This is a genomic window from Curtobacterium flaccumfaciens pv. betae (genome assembly GCF_026241855.1).
GTDB lineage: Bacteria > Actinomycetota > Actinomycetes > Actinomycetales > Microbacteriaceae > Curtobacterium > Curtobacterium flaccumfaciens.
In genome coordinates, this window is record NZ_JAPJDC010000001.1 from 1,759,582 (window position 1) to 1,777,133 (window position 17,552).

Below are 17,552 nucleotides of genomic sequence, written 5' to 3' on the forward strand. Positions count from 1 at the left end.
CATGACCTTCGACTTCCAGGCAGCCGCATTCCGCCAGGCCGCCCAGCCGCGCACCGTCACCGACCAGCGTCGTGCCCAGTACACGAACGAGGCCGTGCTGTCGGCGACGCCGGCCCAGCTCGTGACGATGCTCTACGACCGGCTGCTGCTCGACCTGCACCGTGCCGAGGCCGCGCAGGTCGCCGCCGACTGGGAGGCGGCCCGCGAGCAGCTCCTGCACGCCCAGGCGATCGTCGGCGAGCTCTCGAGCACCCTCCGGATCGACGTCTGGGACGGCGGCGAGGGTCTGCTCGCCGTCTACAACTACGCCTCCACCTCGCTCATCACGGCGAACGTGCACCGCGACGTGCAGGCCACCCGTGACTGCATCCGGATCCTCGAGCCGCTGCGTCAGTCGTGGCACGAGGCAGCCGCGTCGCTGCCCGCGACGCCCACCACGCAGCAGCCGACCGGGGGAGCCCTCGGTGTCGCCTGATCCGTCCGCAGAGCTGTCGCCTGAGCAGCCGGACGGACGAGCCGCATGGGAGGCCCTGCTCGCCTCCCTGGAGCACGACGCCGCCGGGCAGGCGGCCGACTCCACGGCCGTGGCCGGGTGGTCGGAGCCGGCCGGGCTGGGACCGCTGCCGCGGGACCTGGTGGGACGGGCCTCCCGGCTGCTCGCCGCGCAGCGGGACCGGATGACGGTACTCGAGGCCGACCGCCGCTCGACGCTGGAGCACCTCGGTGCCCTGCGCGCCGTCGACGCCACGCGCGAGCCCCGCGGCTCCGTGTACCTCGACGCTTCCGCCTGACCCGCGCCCCCGAGCGACGATGTCGTCGTCGTACGACAGCGACCCTGTCGCTTCCGCGCGCGTGCAACTGCTGGCGCGCGCAACGGGCGGCGTCTGCACGGAGCGACGATGTCGTCGTCGTACGACGGCGGCCCTGTCGCTCTCGCGCGCGTGCAACTGCTGGCGCGCGCAACGGGCGACGTCGTCGTTGTCGTACGACGTCGGCTCCGTCGCTTCCGCGCGCGTGCAACTGGTGGCGCGTGCACGGGGCGACGATGTCGATGTCGTACGACGTCGACGGTGTCGCTCCCGTGCGCGTGCAACTGTCCGCGCGCGCAACGAGCGACACCGCGCACCGACGCCGCACCCGCACCCACCGCCCCCCGTTCGGGGCGACGCCTAACGCGGCGGACGACGGACTCCGATAGCGCCACTCGAGCACGGATCGCTCACCAGTTCGGCCAGGGATCGGCCACCACCGCACGGCGACGTCGCACCGACGACGCCTGACGAGGGGATCCTTCGTGTTCGATTCCGTGACGAGCATCGCGCTGCAGAGCGCACTCGACGGTCTGTCGATGCGCCAGAAGGTGATCGCGAACAACATCGCGAACATCAACACGACGAACTACCACGCCGAGAAGGTCCAGTTCGAGGACGCCCTGGCGAAGTCGATCGTGGACGGCGACGGTGCCACCACGCCGACGATGGCGCGCAGCCTCGAGCCGACGAACACGAACGGCAACAACGTCAACCTCGACGAGGAGACGCTGTCGAACATCGACACCGTGCTGCGGTACCAGTTCGCCACGCAGGCGATGAACTCCGAGCTCACCAGCGTCCGTGCGGCGATGCGGACGAACTCGTGACGACCTTCGACGCGATCGGCATCGCGAGCACCGGCCTGACCGTGCACCGGAAGTGGCTCGACGCCGTCTCGGACAACATCGCCAACGCGAACACCGTGAAGTCGATGGACGACACCGCGTTCCAGGCGCGCTACGTCGAGGTGCAGGAGGGCAACGGCGTCTCCGGCGCCTACGTCAAGGGCGCGGCGTTCGGCAGCGCCGCCGGCCGTGTGACCTACGACCCGGACAACCCGCTCGCGAACGAGGAGGGCTACGTCCGCATGCCCGACATCGACCTCGGCACGCAGATGGCGGACCTCATCATGGCCCAGCGCGGCTACCAGGCGAACGCCGCCGTGGTCGACCGTGCCAAGACCGCCTACGAGGCGGCACTGCAGATCGGGAAGAACTGATGCCCATCGACGCCGTGAACGGTGTGACCACCAACGCGATGACGAACGCCCTGACGAGTGTGTCGGGGACGTCCAGCGACAGCACGAACGCCACCGCAGCCGCCGGCGCGACGACCGACGGCAGCGGGTTCGCCGCGAGCCTCGGCAACGCCGTCGACGGGCTGCAGTCGTTGCAGAGCGACTCGAAGACCCTCGCGCTCAAGGCCGTGACCGGCAACCTCGACGACATCCACGACGCCACGATCGCCGCCACCCGCGCGCAGGTCTCGCTCGAGCTCGTCTCCGCCGTCCGCAACAAGGGCGTCGACGCCTTCAACGAGATCATGAGGATGCAGGCCTGATGCCCGTCGCCGTCAAGAACGTCTTCGCGCGCCTCAGCGCCTACGTGAAGGGCTTCTCCGCCGCCCAGCGCACCATTGCGATCCTGGCGATCGCGGCGCTCGTGCTCGGCGGGATCGCCCTCGCGTCCTGGCTCGGCAAGGCGTCCTACGCCCCGCTCTTCACCGGGCTCGCCGCGGCCGACGCGAGCTCCATCACGGACCAGCTGCAGACCGACGGTGTGCCGTTCCAGCTCACCGACGGCGGTGCGACGATCCTCGTGCCGCAGGCGCAGGTGTACTCGGAGCGGCTCAAGGCGGCGTCGAACGGCCTGCCGTCGTCGAACGAGGGCGGCTACTCGCTGCTCGACAAGATGGGCGTGACGAGCTCGGAGTTCCAGCAGGACGTCACCTACAAGCGCGCGATGGAGGGCGAGCTCGCCAAGACCATCGGTGCGATGGACGGCGTGCAGACCGCCACCGTGCAGCTCGCGATCCCGGAGAAGTCGGTGTTCGTCTCCGAGGAGAAGGACCCGACCGCGTCGGTGTTCATCGCGACCGAGAACGGCACGCAGCTGAGCACCGACCAGGTGCAGGCCATCGTGCACCTGACGAGCGCCTCGGTCGAGGGCATGCAGCCCACCGACGTCTCGGTCGTCGACGCCAAGGGCCAGACCCTGTCCGCCGTCGGCACCGGTGCGACCGGGAGCGGCGCCGACCAGGCCGCCGACTACGACGCGGCGACGAGCAAGAAGATCCAGGACCTGCTCGACACCACGCTCGGCGTCGGCAACGCGACCGTCGTGGTCTCCGGGACGATGAACCAGGAGTCCGGCACCCGGACGTCCGAGAGCTACACGTCTCCCACGTCGGGCCCGGTCGCGCTGAACGAGTCGAGCACCACCGAAGAGTACGGCGCCGGCGCCGGTGCGGGGACCGGCGCGACCGGGGTCCTCGGTCCGGACAACATCGCCGTCCCGAACGGCACCGCGACGAGCGGCACCGGCGACGACGGGTACAAGAACGAATCGGCGACGAAGAACAACGCCGTCGACCACACCACCGAGACCACGCAGATCCCCTCGGGCGGGCTCGACCGGCAGACCATCTCGGTCGCGCTGAACTCGAAGGCCGACGCCGTGCAGAACGCGAACCTGCAGAGCATCAACGACCTGGTGTCCGCCGCCGCGGGGGTCGACCAGAACCGTGGCGACCAGGTCAAGGTCGCGATGATGGACTTCGACACGAGCGCTTCCGACCAGGCCGCGAAGGCCCTCGAGGCCCAGCAGAAGGCCGACCAGCAGGAAGCACTGTGGTCGTCGATCCGCACCGCGGGCATCGTGATCGGCATCGTCCTCGCCGTCATCGCGATCATGTTCTTCGTCGCCCGCCGCAACCGGAAGCAGGAGCGCGAGGCCGTCGACCTCGGCGAGCTCGACGCCTTCGCCGGCGAGACGTTCCAGCTGCCCCTCGCGATGGACGGTGTCGACGACCGGGCGACGCTCGGTGCCGGTGACGCCCCGACCGCGGTGCTGTCGACGATGCCCGGCGGCGACGCCCCCACCGAGGTGCTGACGACCGAGGAGATCACCGCCGAGCGCCGCCGTCAGGACATCTCCGCCCTGGCCGAGCGCGACCCGAAGCGCACCGCCGAGCTCCTGCGCGGGCTCCTCGACGACCGGGCAACGGTGTGAGCGCGCTGATGCCGAGCCCCGGCGGCGGTTCCGGTCCGAGCGACCGTGCCCTGACCGGTGCGCAGAAGGTCGCGCTCATCCTCATGCAGATGGAGACCGACCGCGCCGCCGAGGTGATGAAGCAGTTCACCGAGATGGAGGCCGAGGAGATCTCCGCCGAGATCGTCCGGATGCGCCGCGTCGAGGACACCGTCGTCGACCAGACGCTGTCGGAGTTCCACCGGATCACGATGAGCGGCCGGCTGCAGAAGCGCGGCGGCAAGGAGACCGCCCTCGGGCTGCTCGAGGCGTCGTTCGGTGCCGAGCGGGCCGCCGGCGTGATGGACCGTCTGGCCTCGAACCTCGCCGGCCAGTCGTTCGACTTCCTCGACGACGCCGAACCCGGCCAGGTCATCTCCCTGCTCGAGGGCGAGCTGCCGCAGACGATCGCGCTCGTGCTCGCCCACCTGGGCCCCGGGCAGGCCAGTGCCGTGCTCGCGGGGATCGACGAGCGCGTCCGCACCGACGTCGCCCAGGCCTTCGCGACCATGGGCAGCGCGACCCCCGAGGCCGTCGGCATCGTCGCCGGTGTGCTGCGCCAGCGCGCCGGGGCCGTCGTGTCGCCGCGCGAGAGCGTCGAGGTCGTCGGTGGCATCGCACCCCTGGTCGACATCATCAACCGCTCCGACGTCGCGACCGAGAAGGCCGTGCTCGAGGGACTCGAAGCCCGCGACCCGGAGCTCGCCGAAGACATCCGCTCCCGCATGCTGACCTTCGAGGACATCGTGAAGCTCGAGTCCCGCGACATCCAGCAGGTGCTGCGCGGCATCGACTCGAAGATCCTCGCGACCGCCATGAAGGGCGCAGCCGGACCCGTCGTCGAGACCATCCGCGCGAACGTGTCCGAGCGCAACCGCGAACTCCTCGACGACGAACTGCAGGCCATGGGCCCGGTCCGCGTCTCGCAGGTCGAGGAAGCCCGTGCCGAGGTCGTCCGCTCCGTGCGCGAGCTCGAGGCCCAGGGCGTCGTCACCGTGCACCGCGCCGAGGAGGACGAGCTCGTTGACTGACACCGTCGTGCACCGCGTCGCCTTCCCGGTGCTCGCCGACCCCGCCGGACGCGAGCGCGCGTCGAGCGCGGACGTCCGCGGGCACGCGGCCGGGTACACCGCCGGCCTGCGGGCCGCGCAGGCCGAGACCGACGCCCTGCGCAACCGGCTCGAGGCCGAGCACGCCGCGCGGGTCACCGCGCTGCAGGCCGACACGGCACGCCGGGTCGCGGTCCTCGACGCCGCCACGAACGCCATGCTCTCCACGGTCGCACCCGTCCTGGCGGACGCCGAGGCGTCGGTCGCGAGCGCGGCAGTCGACCTGGCCGAGGCGATCGTCGGCAACGTGGTCCGCGCCACCAGGCCCGCACACGACGCGACCGTCGCCGACGGTCCGGACGGACAGGGCAGCCGGGAGGCCCGGATCGCGTCCGGCGCGGAGGCCACCGTCCGTCGGGCGCTCGCGTCCGTGGACCGCACGGTCCCGGTGGCCGTCCGGCTGAGCCCGGCGGACGCCGCGCGCGTCGCCGGCCTCGACCTGCCGGTGCCGGTCGTCGCCGACGGCGCCCTGCGCGACGGCGACGCCGTCGTCGACCTGCCGGACGGCATGCTCGACGCGCGCATCGCCACGGCGCTCGACCGCGCCCGCACCGCCCTCGGGGTCGACACGACGGGAGCCGACCGGTGACCGCCACGCTGCTCCGTCCGCGCGGTCTCGACGAGGCGCTCCTGCGTGCCGCACCCCAGCGGGTCGGTGTCGTCACGAGCGCCGTCGGCCTGGGGCTGACGATCGCCGGGCTCGACGCCCGCGTCGGCGAGGTCGTCACGGTCGGCGCCGAGGACGGCGAGCAGACCGCGGTCGAGGTCGTCGCCACCGATGCCTCGGGCGTCCGCTGCATGCCGCTCGGCCGCCTGACCGGCGTGACCGCGGGCACCCCGGCGCGTCCGACCGGCCGCCCCGTGCTCGTGCCGACCGGATCCGGCCTGTTCGGCCGCGTGCTCGACGGACTCGGCCGACCGATCGACGACCGCGGCCCGCTCCAGGGCCCCGGCGGCGAACCGGTCACCTGGGTCCCGCTCGACCACGACACCCCGAGCCCGATGGCCCGGACCCGCATCGACACCCCGATGCAGCTCGGCGTCCGCGTGCTCGACACCCTGACCACCGTCGGCCGCGGGCAGCGCATGGGCCTGTTCGCCGGGTCCGGCGTGGGCAAGTCGTCGCTGCTGTCGATGATCGCGCGCGGGAGCGACGCGGCCGTCAACGTCATCGCCCTGGTGGGGGAGCGCGGCCGCGAGGTGCGCGAGTTCCTGGAGGACGACCTGGGACCGGAGGGGCTCGCCCGCTCGATCGTCGTCGTGTCGACCTCCGACGAGCCCGCGCTCATGCGCCTGCGCGCCGCGTTCGTGGCCACCCGCATCGCCGAGTCGTTCCGCGACGCCGGCCAGGACGTCGTGCTCATGATGGACTCGCTCACCCGCGTCGCGATGGCGCAGCGTGAGATCGGGCTGTCGGTGGGGGAACCGCCGGCCACCCGGGGCTACCCGCCGTCGACGTTCTCGGTGCTCGCAGGACTGCTCGAGCGCGCCGGGACCGACCGCGTCGGCAGCATCACGGGCATGTACACCGTGCTGGTCGACGGCGACGACCACAACGAGCCGATCGCCGACGCGGCCCGCAGCATCCTCGACGGCCACGTCGTGCTCGACCGCAAGCTCGCGATCACCGGGCACTTCCCGTCGGTCGACGCCCTCGGCTCGGTGTCCCGCGTCGCCTCGAAGGTCACCCGACCCGAGCAGCGTGCCGCCGCCACCGTGCTGCGGAAGGTGATGGCCGCCCGTGCCGGCGCCCAGGACCTGCTCGACGTCGGTGCGTACCAGCGCGGGTCGAACCCGCTCGTGGACGCCGCCGTCGACCACCAGGGATCGATCGACGCGTTCCTGCGCCAGGGCATGAACGAGCGGGCGACCGCCGACGCGTCCTGGCAGCGCCTCGGCGGCCTCGTGCAGCAGCTGGGGGTGTCGTGATGGCCCGCCGCTTCTCGCTCGCCGGACTCCTGCGCCTGCGTCACACCGAACAGGACCGTGCCGCCGCCACGCTGGCCACCGCGAACGAGCGCGTCCGTGACGCGGCCGACGCCCGGATCGCCGCACGCCGGAGCCTCGCCGACAGCGAGGACGCCCAGCCGATCCAGGACGCCGCCACCCTGAGCGCCGTCGCCGCAGCACGTGCCGCGACCCGCGGGATGCTCGAGGAGCTCGACGCCGTGGTGCAGAACCGCCGTGCCGACGCCGACCGGGCACAGCAGGACTACACCGCCGCCCGTCGTGCCGCCGTCGGCCTCGAGAAGCTCGAGGGCAAGCACACCGAGCAGCAGGCGGCCGAGGAACTCCGGACCGAACAGAACGCCCTCGACGAGATCGCGGCACGACGCCGCACGGAAGGTGGTGCCCGATGAGCGTCGAAGCGGTGCTCTCCCGGATCTCGGAGATCCGGTCCCAGATCGACACGCTGCGCGGCGGGACGGCCACGGCTGCCCCGAGCGCCTCCGCCACCGGTGGTGCCGCGGGGTCCTCGGCCTTCGCCGACGCCCTCGCCACCGCCGACGGCACGACCGGCGCGGCGACCGCTGCCGGTGCGACCGCCGCAGCCTCCGCGACGGGCACCCGTGCCCCCGCGACCTCGGTCGACGCCGGGGCCGGAACCCTCGCCACCGGCAGCGGTGCGACCGGCGCCGACGTGGTGGCCGACGCGAAGAAGTACCTCGGTGTGCCGTACGTGTTCGGCGGGGAGACGACCGCGGGCATGGACTGCTCGGGCCTGGTGCAGACGGTCTTCAAGGACCTCGGGGTCACGATGCCCCGGGTCGTGCCGGACCAGGCGAAGATGGGCGTCGAGGTCGGCTCCCTGAAGGACGCGCAGCCCGGCGACCTGATCATCCCGAAGGGCGAGGGCCACGTCGTCATCTACGTCGGCGACGGCAAGGTGCTGCACGCGCCGCGCCCCGGCAAGGACGTCCGGATCGTCGACAACTGGTACTCCCAGGGCGACATCGCGACCATCCGCCGGATCGTCCCCGCACAGGCGGCCCCGGCGGCCGTCGCCGCGCCGACCGCCTCGACAGCGCGTTCCGCGACCGACCTGCAGACCGCCGCGCTGCTGTCCATGATGCAGTCCGGGAGCGCCGCATGAGCCTGACCATCGCCACCCAGCCGTCCGTGTCCACCGCTCCGGGCCCCACCCGGGGTGCATCGTCCGACCCCGCTGCTGCCGGGTCCTTCGGTGCGGCACTGACCGCCGCCGTCGCGACCGAGCGGCGCCCCGGAGACGGTGCCGCCGGGCGGGACGACACCGACGGCCGCACGGCGGACGGCTCGGCCGCGACGCCGAGCACCGCCGCCACGCCGTCCGCGTCCACGTCCGCGTCCGCGTCGGACCAGTCGGTGCCCGCGACCGGTTCCCCGTCGGGTGACGCGCAGGCGCTGCTCGCCGCCGGACTCGTGACCGTGGCCGCACCGACTGCTCCGGCGGGCCTCACGAGTGGCCCGGGGGACCAGTCGGCCACCGCCGCCGCCGAGACGCCCGCCGGCGACCAGCACGTCGCCGTGGCCACGGCGGGGACCGCCGGAACGACCGCGACACCGGCGTCGGTCACCGAGGACGCCTCGACGCCGGTCCCGTCGACCCCGGCGCCGACCACCACCCTCGCCACGACGACCCCGCAGCAGGCGCCGGCGGCGGGCGGTGCACGGCAGAACGCTGCCGGAGCGACGACGGGCACGGCGACCACCGCCACGACGACGCCCGCCGTGTCGCCCGCCGGCACCGCGTCTCCGGCCGCCGCCGCGACGATCGTCGCGGGCGCCACCCCCGCGACCACCACATCCGCGACGACCGCCGTCTCGATGGCCACGGCCGCGACCGACCCGGCGACCACCGCCCCGACGGCCGCCACCGCGATCGCGGCCCCCGCCGCCACCCGCACCGCCGACGGCGACACCGCCACCGTGCCCCCGGGCCAGGCGCCGGTCGTCACGGCCGCCCCGGCAGCCGGCGCCGGCTCCCGAGCCGGCCACGGGACGGAGCAGCAGGCGTCGACGCCGGGTGATCCGGGCCTCCCGGCCGTCGCCCCCAGCCGCGGTGGCGAGACGCCGTTCGTCATGTCGACGACGCCGACTGCCGCGCCCGCCGCGACGACCGCGCCGGCCCCGGCACCGCTCGCCCAGCAGCTGGCGCGACCGGTGTTCTCGCTCGCACAGGCCGGCCCCGGCGAGCACGTCGTCACCGTGCAGGTCGTGCCGGACAGCCTCGGCCCGGTCACGGTCCGCGCGCACGTCACCGCGCACGGCATGCACGTCGAGCTGTTCGCCGCGTCGGACGCCGGCCGCGAGGCCGTCCGCCAGGTCCTGCCGGACCTGCGGCGGGACACGGCCGGCACCGGTGTGAGCACCACGCTCGACCTGTCGTCGCAGAACCAGCCGCAGGACGCGCCGGGTCGCGACGAGCGTCCGGCCGCGCGTGCCGTGCCTGGCGACCCCGGCCTGGAGGCGCGGGTCACCCCGCGCGCGCAGCCCACCGCCCACACGCCCTCCATCCGCACCGCGGGACTCGACGTCCTCGCCTGATCCGGCTCACGAACAGGAACTCACCATGCCCATCGACGGCATCACCGGCAGCGTGGACCCGACCGCGCAGGCAGCGGCACTGGCCGCCAACTCGACGGCCCAGAAGTCCCAGACGATGGACTCCGAGGTCTTCATGAAGCTGCTCGTCACGCAGCTGCGCAACCAGGACCCGTCCTCGCCGATGGACACCAACCAGATGATCAGCCAGCAGACGCAGCTCGCGATGATGGAGCAGATCACCAACCAGACCACGACGGGGAACGAGAACTTCTCGCTCCAGATGCGCATCGCCGCAGCGAACCTCGTCGGCAAGCAGGTCAGCTACACCGACGCCGACTCGGGCAAGTCCGTCACCGGGACCGCCTCGGCCGTGTCGTACGCGAACAGCGTCCCCACGGTCACCGTGAACGGGAAGGAGGTCGCCCTCGACGTGATCTCCGGCATCACCACCACCGCTCCGGCGTCCTGACGCCCGCTCGTTCCTCCCTCGTTCTTCCTCGTACTCCCTCGTTCTTCCTCGCTCTTTCTGCCTCTCCGAAAGGACGCACCATGCTCCGCTCGCTCTACTCCGGGATCTCCGGCCTCCGCTCCCACCAGCAGATGCTCGACGTCACCGGCAACAACATCGCCAACGTCAACACCGTCGGCTTCAAGTCGTCGACCACCGTCTTCCAGGACACCCTGTCGCAGATGACCCAGGGTGCCGGCGGACCGCAGACCGGCATCGGCGGCACGAACCCCGCCCAGATCGGCCTGGGCGTGCAGGTCGCCGGGGTCTCCACGAACTTCTCGCAGGGCTCGGCGCAGGCCACCGGCAAGGCCACCGACCTGATGATCTCGGGCGACGGCTTCTTCGTCACCCGCCTGGGCAACGACACCGTCTACACCCGCGCCGGTGCGTTCGACTTCGACGCGGACGGCCGCCTGGTCACCGCCGACGGCAAGATCGTGCAGGGCTACCCGGCCACGAACGGCGTCGTCAACGAGAACGGCCAGCTGTCCGACATCACGCTGCCGCTCGACGCCGCAGCCCCGGCGGTCCGCACCACCGCCGCCACGGTCGCCGGCAACCTGCCGTCCGAGACCGCCGTCGGCCAGACCATCACCCGCGAGGCCACTGTGTACGACGCCTCGGGCGCCAAGCACACGATGTCCCTCGCCTACACGCGCACCGCCGACGGCTGGGACGTCACCGGGCGCAACGGCCAGGGCACCACCGCGACGACCTCGCTGACCTTCGGCACCGACGGCAAGCTGACCGCCGGCGGCACCCTCGCCGTCGGTGGCATCCGGGTCGACATGGGCGAACTGACCGGGTTCGCCTCGCTCAACACCGCGGCGATCGGCTCGCAGAACGGCCGCGAGGCCGGCGCGCTGCAGGGCTACTCGATCGCGAAGGACGGAACCGTCACCGGCACGTTCTCGAACGGCGCGTCGCTCGCGCTCGGCCGCATCGCCCTCGCCACGTTCGCCAACCCGGCCGGCCTCGAGAAGACCGGGGCGTCGGGCTACCGCGCCACCGCGAACTCGGGCGGTGCGACCGTCGGCGGTCCCGGCTCGGCGGGCGTCGGTTCGCTCGCTGCGGGGACGCTCGAGATGTCGAACGTCGACCTGTCGCAGGAGTTCACGAACCTGATCGTGGCGCAGCGCGGGTTCCAGGCGAACGCCCGCATCATCACCACCTCGGACGAGGTGCTGCAGGAGCTCACCAACCTGAAGCGCTAGGCGCGGGGCTCGCGTCGCGGGCGCTGCGCTCGCGTCTCGCGTCGCGGGCGCTTGGTGAGCAGGAACGGTCGGGTACTGAAGGGGGACTCGACCGTTCCTGCTCACCATCGTTCGTGGTGCAGGGAGTTCGGCGCCGGTTCGTGACGAAACGCTGCGTCGCGACGTCTCATCGGTGCGATGCGCGAGAACCACGACACCGACCACCAGTCCGACCACCGCTGCTGCAGCGTCTTCGACCGCTGGCGGTGTGATCGACCACCAGGCCACGACGGCGTGCACGAGTCGCGTGCTCCCGGCGGCCGCACGAGCTGGAACGACGCGCTGACCGGGCGGCGGCTCGGCGAGGTCTGAGCCCGAGCGGGTATGGTCAGCGCATGCTGACCATTGCCTCGCGGCACGACGTGCTGAACCGTCTCGGGCGGGCGCTCTCCGACCCCACGCGTGCGCGGATCCTGCTCCGGCTGCTCGACGAACCCGGCTACCCGGCGCGGCTCGCCGAGGAACTCGAGCTGACGCGGACGAACGTGTCGAACCACCTGTCGTGCCTGCGCGGCTGCGGGATCGTCGTCGCAGTCCCCGAGGGCCGTCGGACCCGCTACGAGATCGCCGACCGCAACCTCACCCGTGCGCTCGAGTCCCTGGTCGACGTGGTGCTGGCGGTGGACGTCGCCGACGACGACGGATGCGAGGTCGAGCGGTGACCACGGCCGCGATGTCGCTCGCACCGGCTCGTGTCGGCGTGCTCCGGCGACGGATCAGGTGGATCGTCGCGGCGACCATCGCCTACAACGTGATCGAGGCCGTCGTGGCGATCGCCGCCGGTTCGGTGGCGTCCTCCACCGCGCTGATCGGCTTCGGGCTCGACTCGATCGTCGAGGTCCTGTCGGCAGCGGCCGTCGCGTGGCAGTTCGCCGGGCGTGACCCAGAGGCCCGGGAACGAACGGCACTGCGGGTGATCGCGATCTCGTTCCTCGGGCTCGCCGTCGTGGTGAGTGTCGATGCCGTCCTGACCTTCACGGGCCTCCGGTCGCCGGAGCACAGTCCGGTCGGCATCGTCCTGGCCGCGGTGAGCCTGGCGGTCATGCCGTTCCTGAGCCTCGTCGAACGGCGGACCGGACGCGAACTCGGCTCGGCGTCGGCGATCGCCGACTCGAAGCAGACGCTGATCTGCAGCTACCTGTCGGCGGCGGTGCTGCTCGGCCTGCTGGCGAACAGCCTGTTCGGCTGGTGGTGGGCCGATCCGCTCGCAGGACTCGTCGTGGTCGTGTTCGCCGTGCGCGAGGGTCTCGAAGCCTGGCGCGGTGACGCGTGCAAGCAGCCGGTGTCGGCGCTGACCGGGGAGCGCGAGCGCGAGGGGTGCGACTGCTGCTGATCGGAGTCTGCCTGAGGCTGGCGGTTCAGCCGGCTTCGGACTCGCTGACGTGGCTGACCGCGTCACCGACGATGTGGGCGATGTGCTCGTCGTGCAGCGAGTAGACGGCGTTCCGCCCGATGCGCTCGACCTGCACGATGCCCGCGAGCCGCAGCGTGCGGAGGTGCTGGGACACCAGGGGCTGCGACAGCTCGGTCGCTTCGGCGAGGGAGCCGACGTCGGAAGGCTGGGGAATCAGCGCGGACAGGATCCGGAGTCGGGCGGGCGAGGACAGCGCCTTGAAGAGTTCGGCTGCTGCTTCGATCCCGTCTGACATGGACTCATGTAAGCGCACGCGCATACGTGCATGCAACACGACGGCCCCGGCGCGGTGCGTCGGGGCCGTCGTGCAGGTCCGTCGATCGGTGCTGATCACGGGCCTGCGCTGATCAGGAGATCAGTGCTCGTCGTAGTGGTCGCCGTGCTGGGCGTGCTTGTGTCCGTCGTGGACGAAGTCGACGTGGTCCTCGTGCTGGACCGTCTCGTGGCCGCAGCCGTCCTGGTGGGTGTGCTCGGCGACGGTGTGCTCTGCGCTGTTCTCGTGCTCGGCCATGGTGACCTCCTGCTGATCGTCGGTTGGGATGCCCTCAGCGTAGATCACATATGCAGAAGTAGCAATACATTTATAGATGAGAACCGGTGTCAACTCCGGGACCGAGCTCGCTCAGCGCTCGATCGCCGTCGACGACCACTGCGACGGTGGGTCGATCCCGTCGGGCACCAGAGTGGCGGAGTCACCGCGTGCCGCGTTCACCTGCGCCTGTGTGAGGAACACCGCCGTGGACAGGTCCGCTCCGTCGACCCGTGCATCCCGCATGTCGACGCCGAGCAGGTCGACTCCGGACAGGTCGGCACCGCGCAGGTCCGCCGCGATCAGCGTGGCTCCCCGCAGGTCGGCCCCGCGCAGCGAGCGTGCGCGGAGGTCGGAACCGGCGAGGTCCGCCCCCGGTCGCAGCAGGCCGTCCGGTGCGTCGTCCGCACCGGTGCTGTACCGGCCCCGTACCTCGGCGCTCACCTCGACGAGGACATCGCGCACTCGAGCGTGCAGTGGCTCCACGTCCAGCGCGAGGAGCATCGACCGGCCAGCGTCGAGGCTTCGCCGGATCTCCTCCGCGAGGAGGGCAGCGTCGCCTGCTGAGTCTGGGGTCACCGCGCGGTCCTGCGCCTCGGCGAGGTGCCAGAGCATCTCGTGCAACCTGCGGACGATCGGGAACACCCGGAACATCTCCGCGCGGGAGTCCGGGTGGTCACGCCAACTGACCCCGTCGTAGAGGGTCTGGGACACGTACTGGCCAGCACCGGAGCAGTCGAAGACGGTGCAGCCCCGGAACCCGCGCGGCCGCAGCGCCTGGTGGATGGAGCAGGAGAAGTCGTCAGCGAGGTTGCCGCAAGGGGTGCCGGCGGGTTTGTCGATCGGGAAGTCGGCGGAGCGCTGGAACCCGAAGGCGGTGCAGCAGAGCGCGAAGCAGCTGCCGCAGTCCGCGCGCAGGGCGGACCGGTCGGTGGTCGTCATGGAGTGGTCTTCCTCTGGTGGTCTGGATGGTGTGCCGGGTGCGGGGGAACTCCTGGTGGAGTTCCCCGTCCGGGCGCACGAGACCACCCCCGCGCGTCGGCGGGGCGAACCGGTGGTGCTGGGTGACCGGTGGGTCACCGAGAGAGACGGAGGATCACTGCGGCCAGGCTAGCGTTCCCGGTGCAATGGGATCGGGAAACGGGCGTCCCTGGTCGGAACGACAGACCGGGTACGCCCGTTTCGACCAGGTGTGCGCGGAGTCGCCCTACGACGACGTGGGCGGTGACGCCACCGACTCGATGCCATCCAACCGCGCCTCTTCCGCGTCGTACCCCGCACGCACCTGGCGCAGCACCAGGTCGTCGATCTCGTCGGCGTCGCGCAGGCGCAACAGGGTCCTCGCCTTGTGCTGGACGAGTGCGAGCTCGAGGGCGACCGCGTTGTCGTGCCGCTGCAGCGCGGGGTGGTCGTCGTCGTCCCCCTCGCGGGCCTCGATCACGTCGAGGTGCGCCTCGTAGTCCTTCCGCAGGCGATCGACGGTGGCACGATCGGCTCCGGTCGACCGTGCCAGGCGGGGGAGCGCATCGAGCGCCTCCTCGATCGCGGTGCGTTCGGCGTAGCGACGTTCCTCGCTGACGGACTCGTCCTCGGGCAGCGCGGCGCGACGCAGGACGGCCGGCAGCACGAGGGCCTGGCCGACGATCGTGACGATGACCACGCCGGCGGTGACGAAGACGATGAGGTCCCGCTCGGGGAAGTCGCCACCGGACCCCAGGGTGCGCGGCACGGCGACGGCCATGGCGAGCGACACCGCGCCCCGGAACCCGGCGAACCCGCTGACGAGCCGGTCGCGGTGCCCTTCGCGGGGTTCCCCGCCGGTACGTCGGGTGACGAGCCAGATGGTCCCGCCCGCGGCGTTCAGGAACGCGAACCGCACGATGACGAGCAGCACCGCGACCGCGAAGACGATCCCGGTCCCGCGCAGCAGGTCGGCGGGGTCGAGTGCGCGTGCGGCGACCATCGCCTCGATGCCGACCAGGACGAACAGCGCGCCGTTGAGCAGGAAGGTCAGGAACGACCAGAACGCGCGCACCTGCTGACGGGTCTCGGCACGGTCGAGCTTGGGGCCGACCTGGCTGACGACGATGCCGGCCGCCACGACGGCGAGCACGCCGGAGGCGCCGATGGCCTCGGCGGCCAGGAAGGCTGCGAAGGGCACGAGCAGGGTGACGAGGTTCTCGAGCACGACGGTGTCGACGCGCCGCAGCACCATCGTCCCGATCCACGCGGCGGCGAGCCCGGCGGCGACCCCGCCGATGTAGGACAGGACGAGCATGCCGGACACGCCCCAGAACGTGAGCTCCTGCGTGCCGACGGTGACGGCCACCGCGATGCCGTAGACGACGAGGGTGGTGCCGTCGTTCACCAGGCTCTCGGCCCGGAGCACCGTGACGTTCCGCCGCGGCAGCATCTTCGTGAGCACACCGACCGCGGTCGCGTCGGTCGGGGCGACCGCGGCGCCGAGCACCCAGGCCGGCCCCCACGGCATCCCGAGCAGGTGCAGCAGCACGGCGACGGCACCGGCGGTCACCACGACGAGCAGGGTGCCCATCAGGACGATGCCGCGCAGGTTCTTCCGGATCTCGCGGAGCGACGTCGTCAGGCTCTCCCAGTAGAGCAGCGCCGGCAGGAACAGCAGCAGCACGGCCTCGGCGGGCAGCTCGACGTCCGCGAACTCCGGCACGAGCCCGAGCAGCGCGCCGAAGACCAGGAGCAGCACGGGTGGCGCGATCCGGATCCGGTCGGCCACGGCCGCCGTCAGTGCGATGGCGAGGCCGAGCACGACCACCAGTTCCGGTCCCAGCACGTGCACTCCGATCGTCGTCCGACCCGCCAGTCAACGCCGATCCACGGTGGATCCTTCCAGAACAGCCGGACGACGCGCCGCACCACACCCGGACGACGCGCCGCACCACACCCGGACGACGCGCCGCACCGCGCCGCACGACGCGTCACGAGCCGCCGCGTCACACCGCCCGCGGCCGCCGCACCACGCGCCGCCACCACGCGCGCCACGGCAGGGAACTCACCAGCGCCGACCCGATCACGACGGTCCCGAACCACCCCACGACGACGCCCGGGATCGGCACGAGCAGACTCGCCCACAGCAGCACCGACAGCACCCCGAGCACGTACGCCGCACCGGCCTTCAGGTACCGCAGCCGCTTCAGTCCCGCAGCCTGGTCGACCCGCGAGGTCAGGCGGGCCAGGAACACCGCGCCCACCCCGATCGCCCCGATGGCGACGGCGGCCTGCTCGAGGGCCCCGAGCCCGTCCGATCCGAGCGGCCCGGACCCCGCCAGGCTGTACACGCCGTCGAGGATCTCGAACAGCATGAACACGACGAGCCCCCGCTCGAACACGACGGTCGACGCGTACAGGTGGATGCGCCAGGCTCCGCGGCCGACCCCGATCGACGCCGTGTCCGACGCGCCGCCGACGGGGCCGCTGCGCAGCGCCCACGACGCGGTCCGCTTCGACACGAGGTACGCGGCGATGCCGGCCACCCCGCCGAGCGCGACCGGCAGCAGCGCACCGGCGGCCCACCCGGAACGCGACCCGACGAGCACGGAGGTCACCACGACCCCTGTCGCAGCGGTGACCAGCGACCAGACGCGGGGTCGCGCGACGGAGGCGAGCCGCGCCTCCAGGCTGCCCAGCCACGACCTGCGGGACGCGCGGTCGGTGTTGAACAGGTACTCGGCGAAGACCTGCCAGATGAACGCGGCGCCGAAGGCGGCGAGGGCGGGACGCACCTCGGCCAGGTGCGCGGAGAACGAGCCGGGCGCGAAGACGGCTTCCTCGACCGAGCTGGCCGGGTCGGTCGCGTCACCGACCGCGACGGCGGCCGGAGGCAGGAGCAGGCGCATCGCGAGCACGCCCGCGACGATGCCGAGCGACAGGAACAGCCGCCGGGCGGGGGAGTGCAGCCGGCCGGCGATGCCGGCCATCGGCACGGACGAGTCCGCGGCCATCGCGATCTCGAGGAACGCGAGGGCCACGAAGGCGAGCCCTGCGGCGGGGCCGAGCACCAGCCAGGCCGCCGCGGCGGCCGCGATGGTGATGAGCAGGGGGACGGTCAGGAGTGATCTCGTGGCCATCTGCCCATCCAGCACGGTCGGCCTGGGCGGCGCATGGAGCGCTCCT

At 72.3% G+C, this 17,552-nt stretch carries 22 protein-coding genes; 17 read left to right on the top strand and 5 right to left on the bottom strand.

Annotated elements, in window-relative coordinates; genetic code table 11:
• Nucleotide 1 precedes the first annotated feature (1 nt).
• From fliS to ORG17_RS08390, 17 genes are all read left to right on the top strand, one after another.
• Nucleotides 2–475: a flagellar export chaperone FliS gene (fliS, locus tag ORG17_RS08310; RefSeq protein WP_027465510.1), complete on the top strand. Its 474-nt coding sequence runs from the start codon at nucleotides 2–4 to the stop codon at nucleotides 473–475.
• Nucleotides 465–791: a hypothetical protein gene (locus ORG17_RS08315; RefSeq protein WP_027465511.1), complete on the top strand. Its 327-nt coding sequence runs from the start codon at nucleotides 465–467 to the stop codon at nucleotides 789–791. Before fliS ends, ORG17_RS08315 begins: the two co-directional genes overlap by 11 nt.
• A 503-nt stretch (nucleotides 792–1,294) precedes the next feature.
• Nucleotides 1,295–1,639: a flagellar basal body protein gene (locus tag ORG17_RS08320; protein WP_214526929.1), complete on the top strand. Its 345-nt coding sequence runs from the start codon at nucleotides 1,295–1,297 to the stop codon at nucleotides 1,637–1,639.
• Nucleotides 1,636–2,031 carry a flagellar basal body rod protein FlgC gene (locus ORG17_RS08325; RefSeq protein ID WP_071244596.1) on the top strand — a complete coding sequence of 132 codons (396 nt, stop codon included), beginning with the start codon at nucleotides 1,636–1,638 and terminating at the stop codon, nucleotides 2,029–2,031. The genes ORG17_RS08320 and ORG17_RS08325 overlap by 4 nt, the downstream gene beginning before the upstream one ends.
• Nucleotides 2,031–2,372 carry a flagellar hook-basal body complex protein FliE gene (gene fliE / locus ORG17_RS08330; protein ID WP_214526931.1) on the top strand — a complete coding sequence of 114 codons (342 nt, stop codon included), beginning with the start codon at nucleotides 2,031–2,033 and terminating at the stop codon, nucleotides 2,370–2,372. Before ORG17_RS08325 ends, fliE begins: the two co-directional genes overlap by 1 nt.
• Nucleotides 2,372–4,042 carry a flagellar basal-body MS-ring/collar protein FliF gene (gene fliF / locus ORG17_RS08335; protein ID WP_214526932.1) on the top strand — a complete coding sequence of 557 codons (1,671 nt, stop codon included), beginning with the start codon at nucleotides 2,372–2,374 and terminating at the stop codon, nucleotides 4,040–4,042. Before fliE ends, fliF begins: the two co-directional genes overlap by 1 nt.
• An 8-nt stretch (nucleotides 4,043–4,050) precedes the next feature.
• A complete protein-coding gene (gene fliG, locus ORG17_RS08340) occupies nucleotides 4,051–5,091 on the top strand; it encodes a flagellar motor switch protein FliG (protein WP_071244891.1) in 1,041 nt (346 codons plus the stop codon).
• Nucleotides 5,084–5,758, top strand: coding sequence for a FliH/SctL family protein (locus tag ORG17_RS08345; RefSeq protein WP_214526933.1), 675 nt, complete (start codon nucleotides 5,084–5,086; stop codon nucleotides 5,756–5,758). Before fliG ends, ORG17_RS08345 begins: the two co-directional genes overlap by 8 nt.
• The gene (locus ORG17_RS08350) at nucleotides 5,755–7,098 is read left to right on the top strand and encodes a FliI/YscN family ATPase (protein ID WP_214526934.1); all 1,344 of its coding nucleotides are present in this window, start codon (nucleotides 5,755–5,757) and stop codon (nucleotides 7,096–7,098) included. The genes ORG17_RS08345 and ORG17_RS08350 overlap by 4 nt, the downstream gene beginning before the upstream one ends.
• Nucleotides 7,098–7,529 carry a flagellar FliJ family protein gene (locus ORG17_RS08355; RefSeq protein ID WP_214526935.1) on the top strand — a complete coding sequence of 144 codons (432 nt, stop codon included), beginning with the start codon at nucleotides 7,098–7,100 and terminating at the stop codon, nucleotides 7,527–7,529. Before ORG17_RS08350 ends, ORG17_RS08355 begins: the two co-directional genes overlap by 1 nt.
• Nucleotides 7,526–8,263, top strand: coding sequence for a C40 family peptidase (locus ORG17_RS08360; protein ID WP_027465519.1), 738 nt, complete (start codon nucleotides 7,526–7,528; stop codon nucleotides 8,261–8,263). The genes ORG17_RS08355 and ORG17_RS08360 overlap by 4 nt, the downstream gene beginning before the upstream one ends.
• On the top strand, nucleotides 8,260–9,696 hold the full coding sequence (locus ORG17_RS08365) for a flagellar hook-length control protein FliK (RefSeq protein ID WP_214526936.1): 1,437 nt from the start codon (nucleotides 8,260–8,262) through the stop codon (nucleotides 9,694–9,696). The genes ORG17_RS08360 and ORG17_RS08365 overlap by 4 nt, the downstream gene beginning before the upstream one ends.
• A 25-nt stretch (nucleotides 9,697–9,721) precedes the next feature.
• Nucleotides 9,722–10,165 (top strand): flagellar hook assembly protein FlgD, encoded by a 444-nt coding sequence (locus tag ORG17_RS08370; RefSeq protein WP_027465521.1) that lies wholly within the window; start codon nucleotides 9,722–9,724, stop codon nucleotides 10,163–10,165.
• An 80-nt stretch (nucleotides 10,166–10,245) separates the two neighbouring features.
• Nucleotides 10,246–11,421, top strand: coding sequence for a flagellar hook protein FlgE (locus ORG17_RS08375; RefSeq protein WP_214526937.1), 1,176 nt, complete (start codon nucleotides 10,246–10,248; stop codon nucleotides 11,419–11,421).
• A 177-nt stretch (nucleotides 11,422–11,598) separates the two neighbouring features.
• Entirely contained in the window at nucleotides 11,599–11,772 is a 174-nt protein-coding gene (locus tag ORG17_RS08380; protein WP_176708767.1) for a hypothetical protein, read from the top strand.
• Between the two features lie 23 nt (nucleotides 11,773–11,795).
• Nucleotides 11,796–12,122, top strand: coding sequence for a Cd(II)/Pb(II)-sensing metalloregulatory transcriptional regulator CmtR (cmtR, locus tag ORG17_RS08385; RefSeq protein WP_111093928.1), 327 nt, complete (start codon nucleotides 11,796–11,798; stop codon nucleotides 12,120–12,122).
• Entirely contained in the window at nucleotides 12,104–12,793 is a 690-nt protein-coding gene (locus tag ORG17_RS08390; RefSeq protein WP_214526939.1) for a cation diffusion facilitator family transporter, read from the top strand. The genes cmtR and ORG17_RS08390 overlap by 19 nt, the downstream gene beginning before the upstream one ends.
• A gap of 25 nt (nucleotides 12,794–12,818) precedes the next feature.
• On the opposite strand, the gene ORG17_RS08395 is transcribed toward ORG17_RS08390, so the two are convergent.
• The 5 genes from ORG17_RS08395 to ORG17_RS08415 all read right to left on the bottom strand — a co-directional run bounded on the left by ORG17_RS08395 (nucleotide 12,819) and on the right by ORG17_RS08415 (nucleotide 17,506).
• Nucleotides 12,819–13,109 carry an ArsR/SmtB family transcription factor gene (locus ORG17_RS08395; RefSeq protein WP_071244608.1) on the bottom strand — a complete coding sequence of 97 codons (291 nt, stop codon included), beginning with the start codon at nucleotides 13,107–13,109 and terminating at the stop codon, nucleotides 12,819–12,821.
• 120 nt (nucleotides 13,110–13,229) lie between these two features.
• Nucleotides 13,230–13,385, bottom strand: coding sequence for a hypothetical protein (locus ORG17_RS08400; protein WP_017887460.1), 156 nt, complete (start codon nucleotides 13,383–13,385; stop codon nucleotides 13,230–13,232).
• 111 nt (nucleotides 13,386–13,496) lie between these two features.
• On the bottom strand, nucleotides 13,497–14,345 hold the full coding sequence (locus ORG17_RS08405) for a pentapeptide repeat-containing protein (RefSeq protein ID WP_214526941.1): 849 nt from the start codon (nucleotides 14,343–14,345) through the stop codon (nucleotides 13,497–13,499).
• Between the two features lie 265 nt (nucleotides 14,346–14,610).
• Nucleotides 14,611–16,212 carry a Na+/H+ antiporter gene (locus ORG17_RS08410; protein WP_301565228.1) on the bottom strand — a complete coding sequence of 534 codons (1,602 nt, stop codon included), beginning with the start codon at nucleotides 16,210–16,212 and terminating at the stop codon, nucleotides 14,611–14,613.
• 160 nt (nucleotides 16,213–16,372) lie between these two features.
• Nucleotides 16,373–17,506, bottom strand: coding sequence for a DUF475 domain-containing protein (locus tag ORG17_RS08415; protein ID WP_214526943.1), 1,134 nt, complete (start codon nucleotides 17,504–17,506; stop codon nucleotides 16,373–16,375).
• Nucleotides 17,507–17,552: the final 46 nt, after the last annotated feature.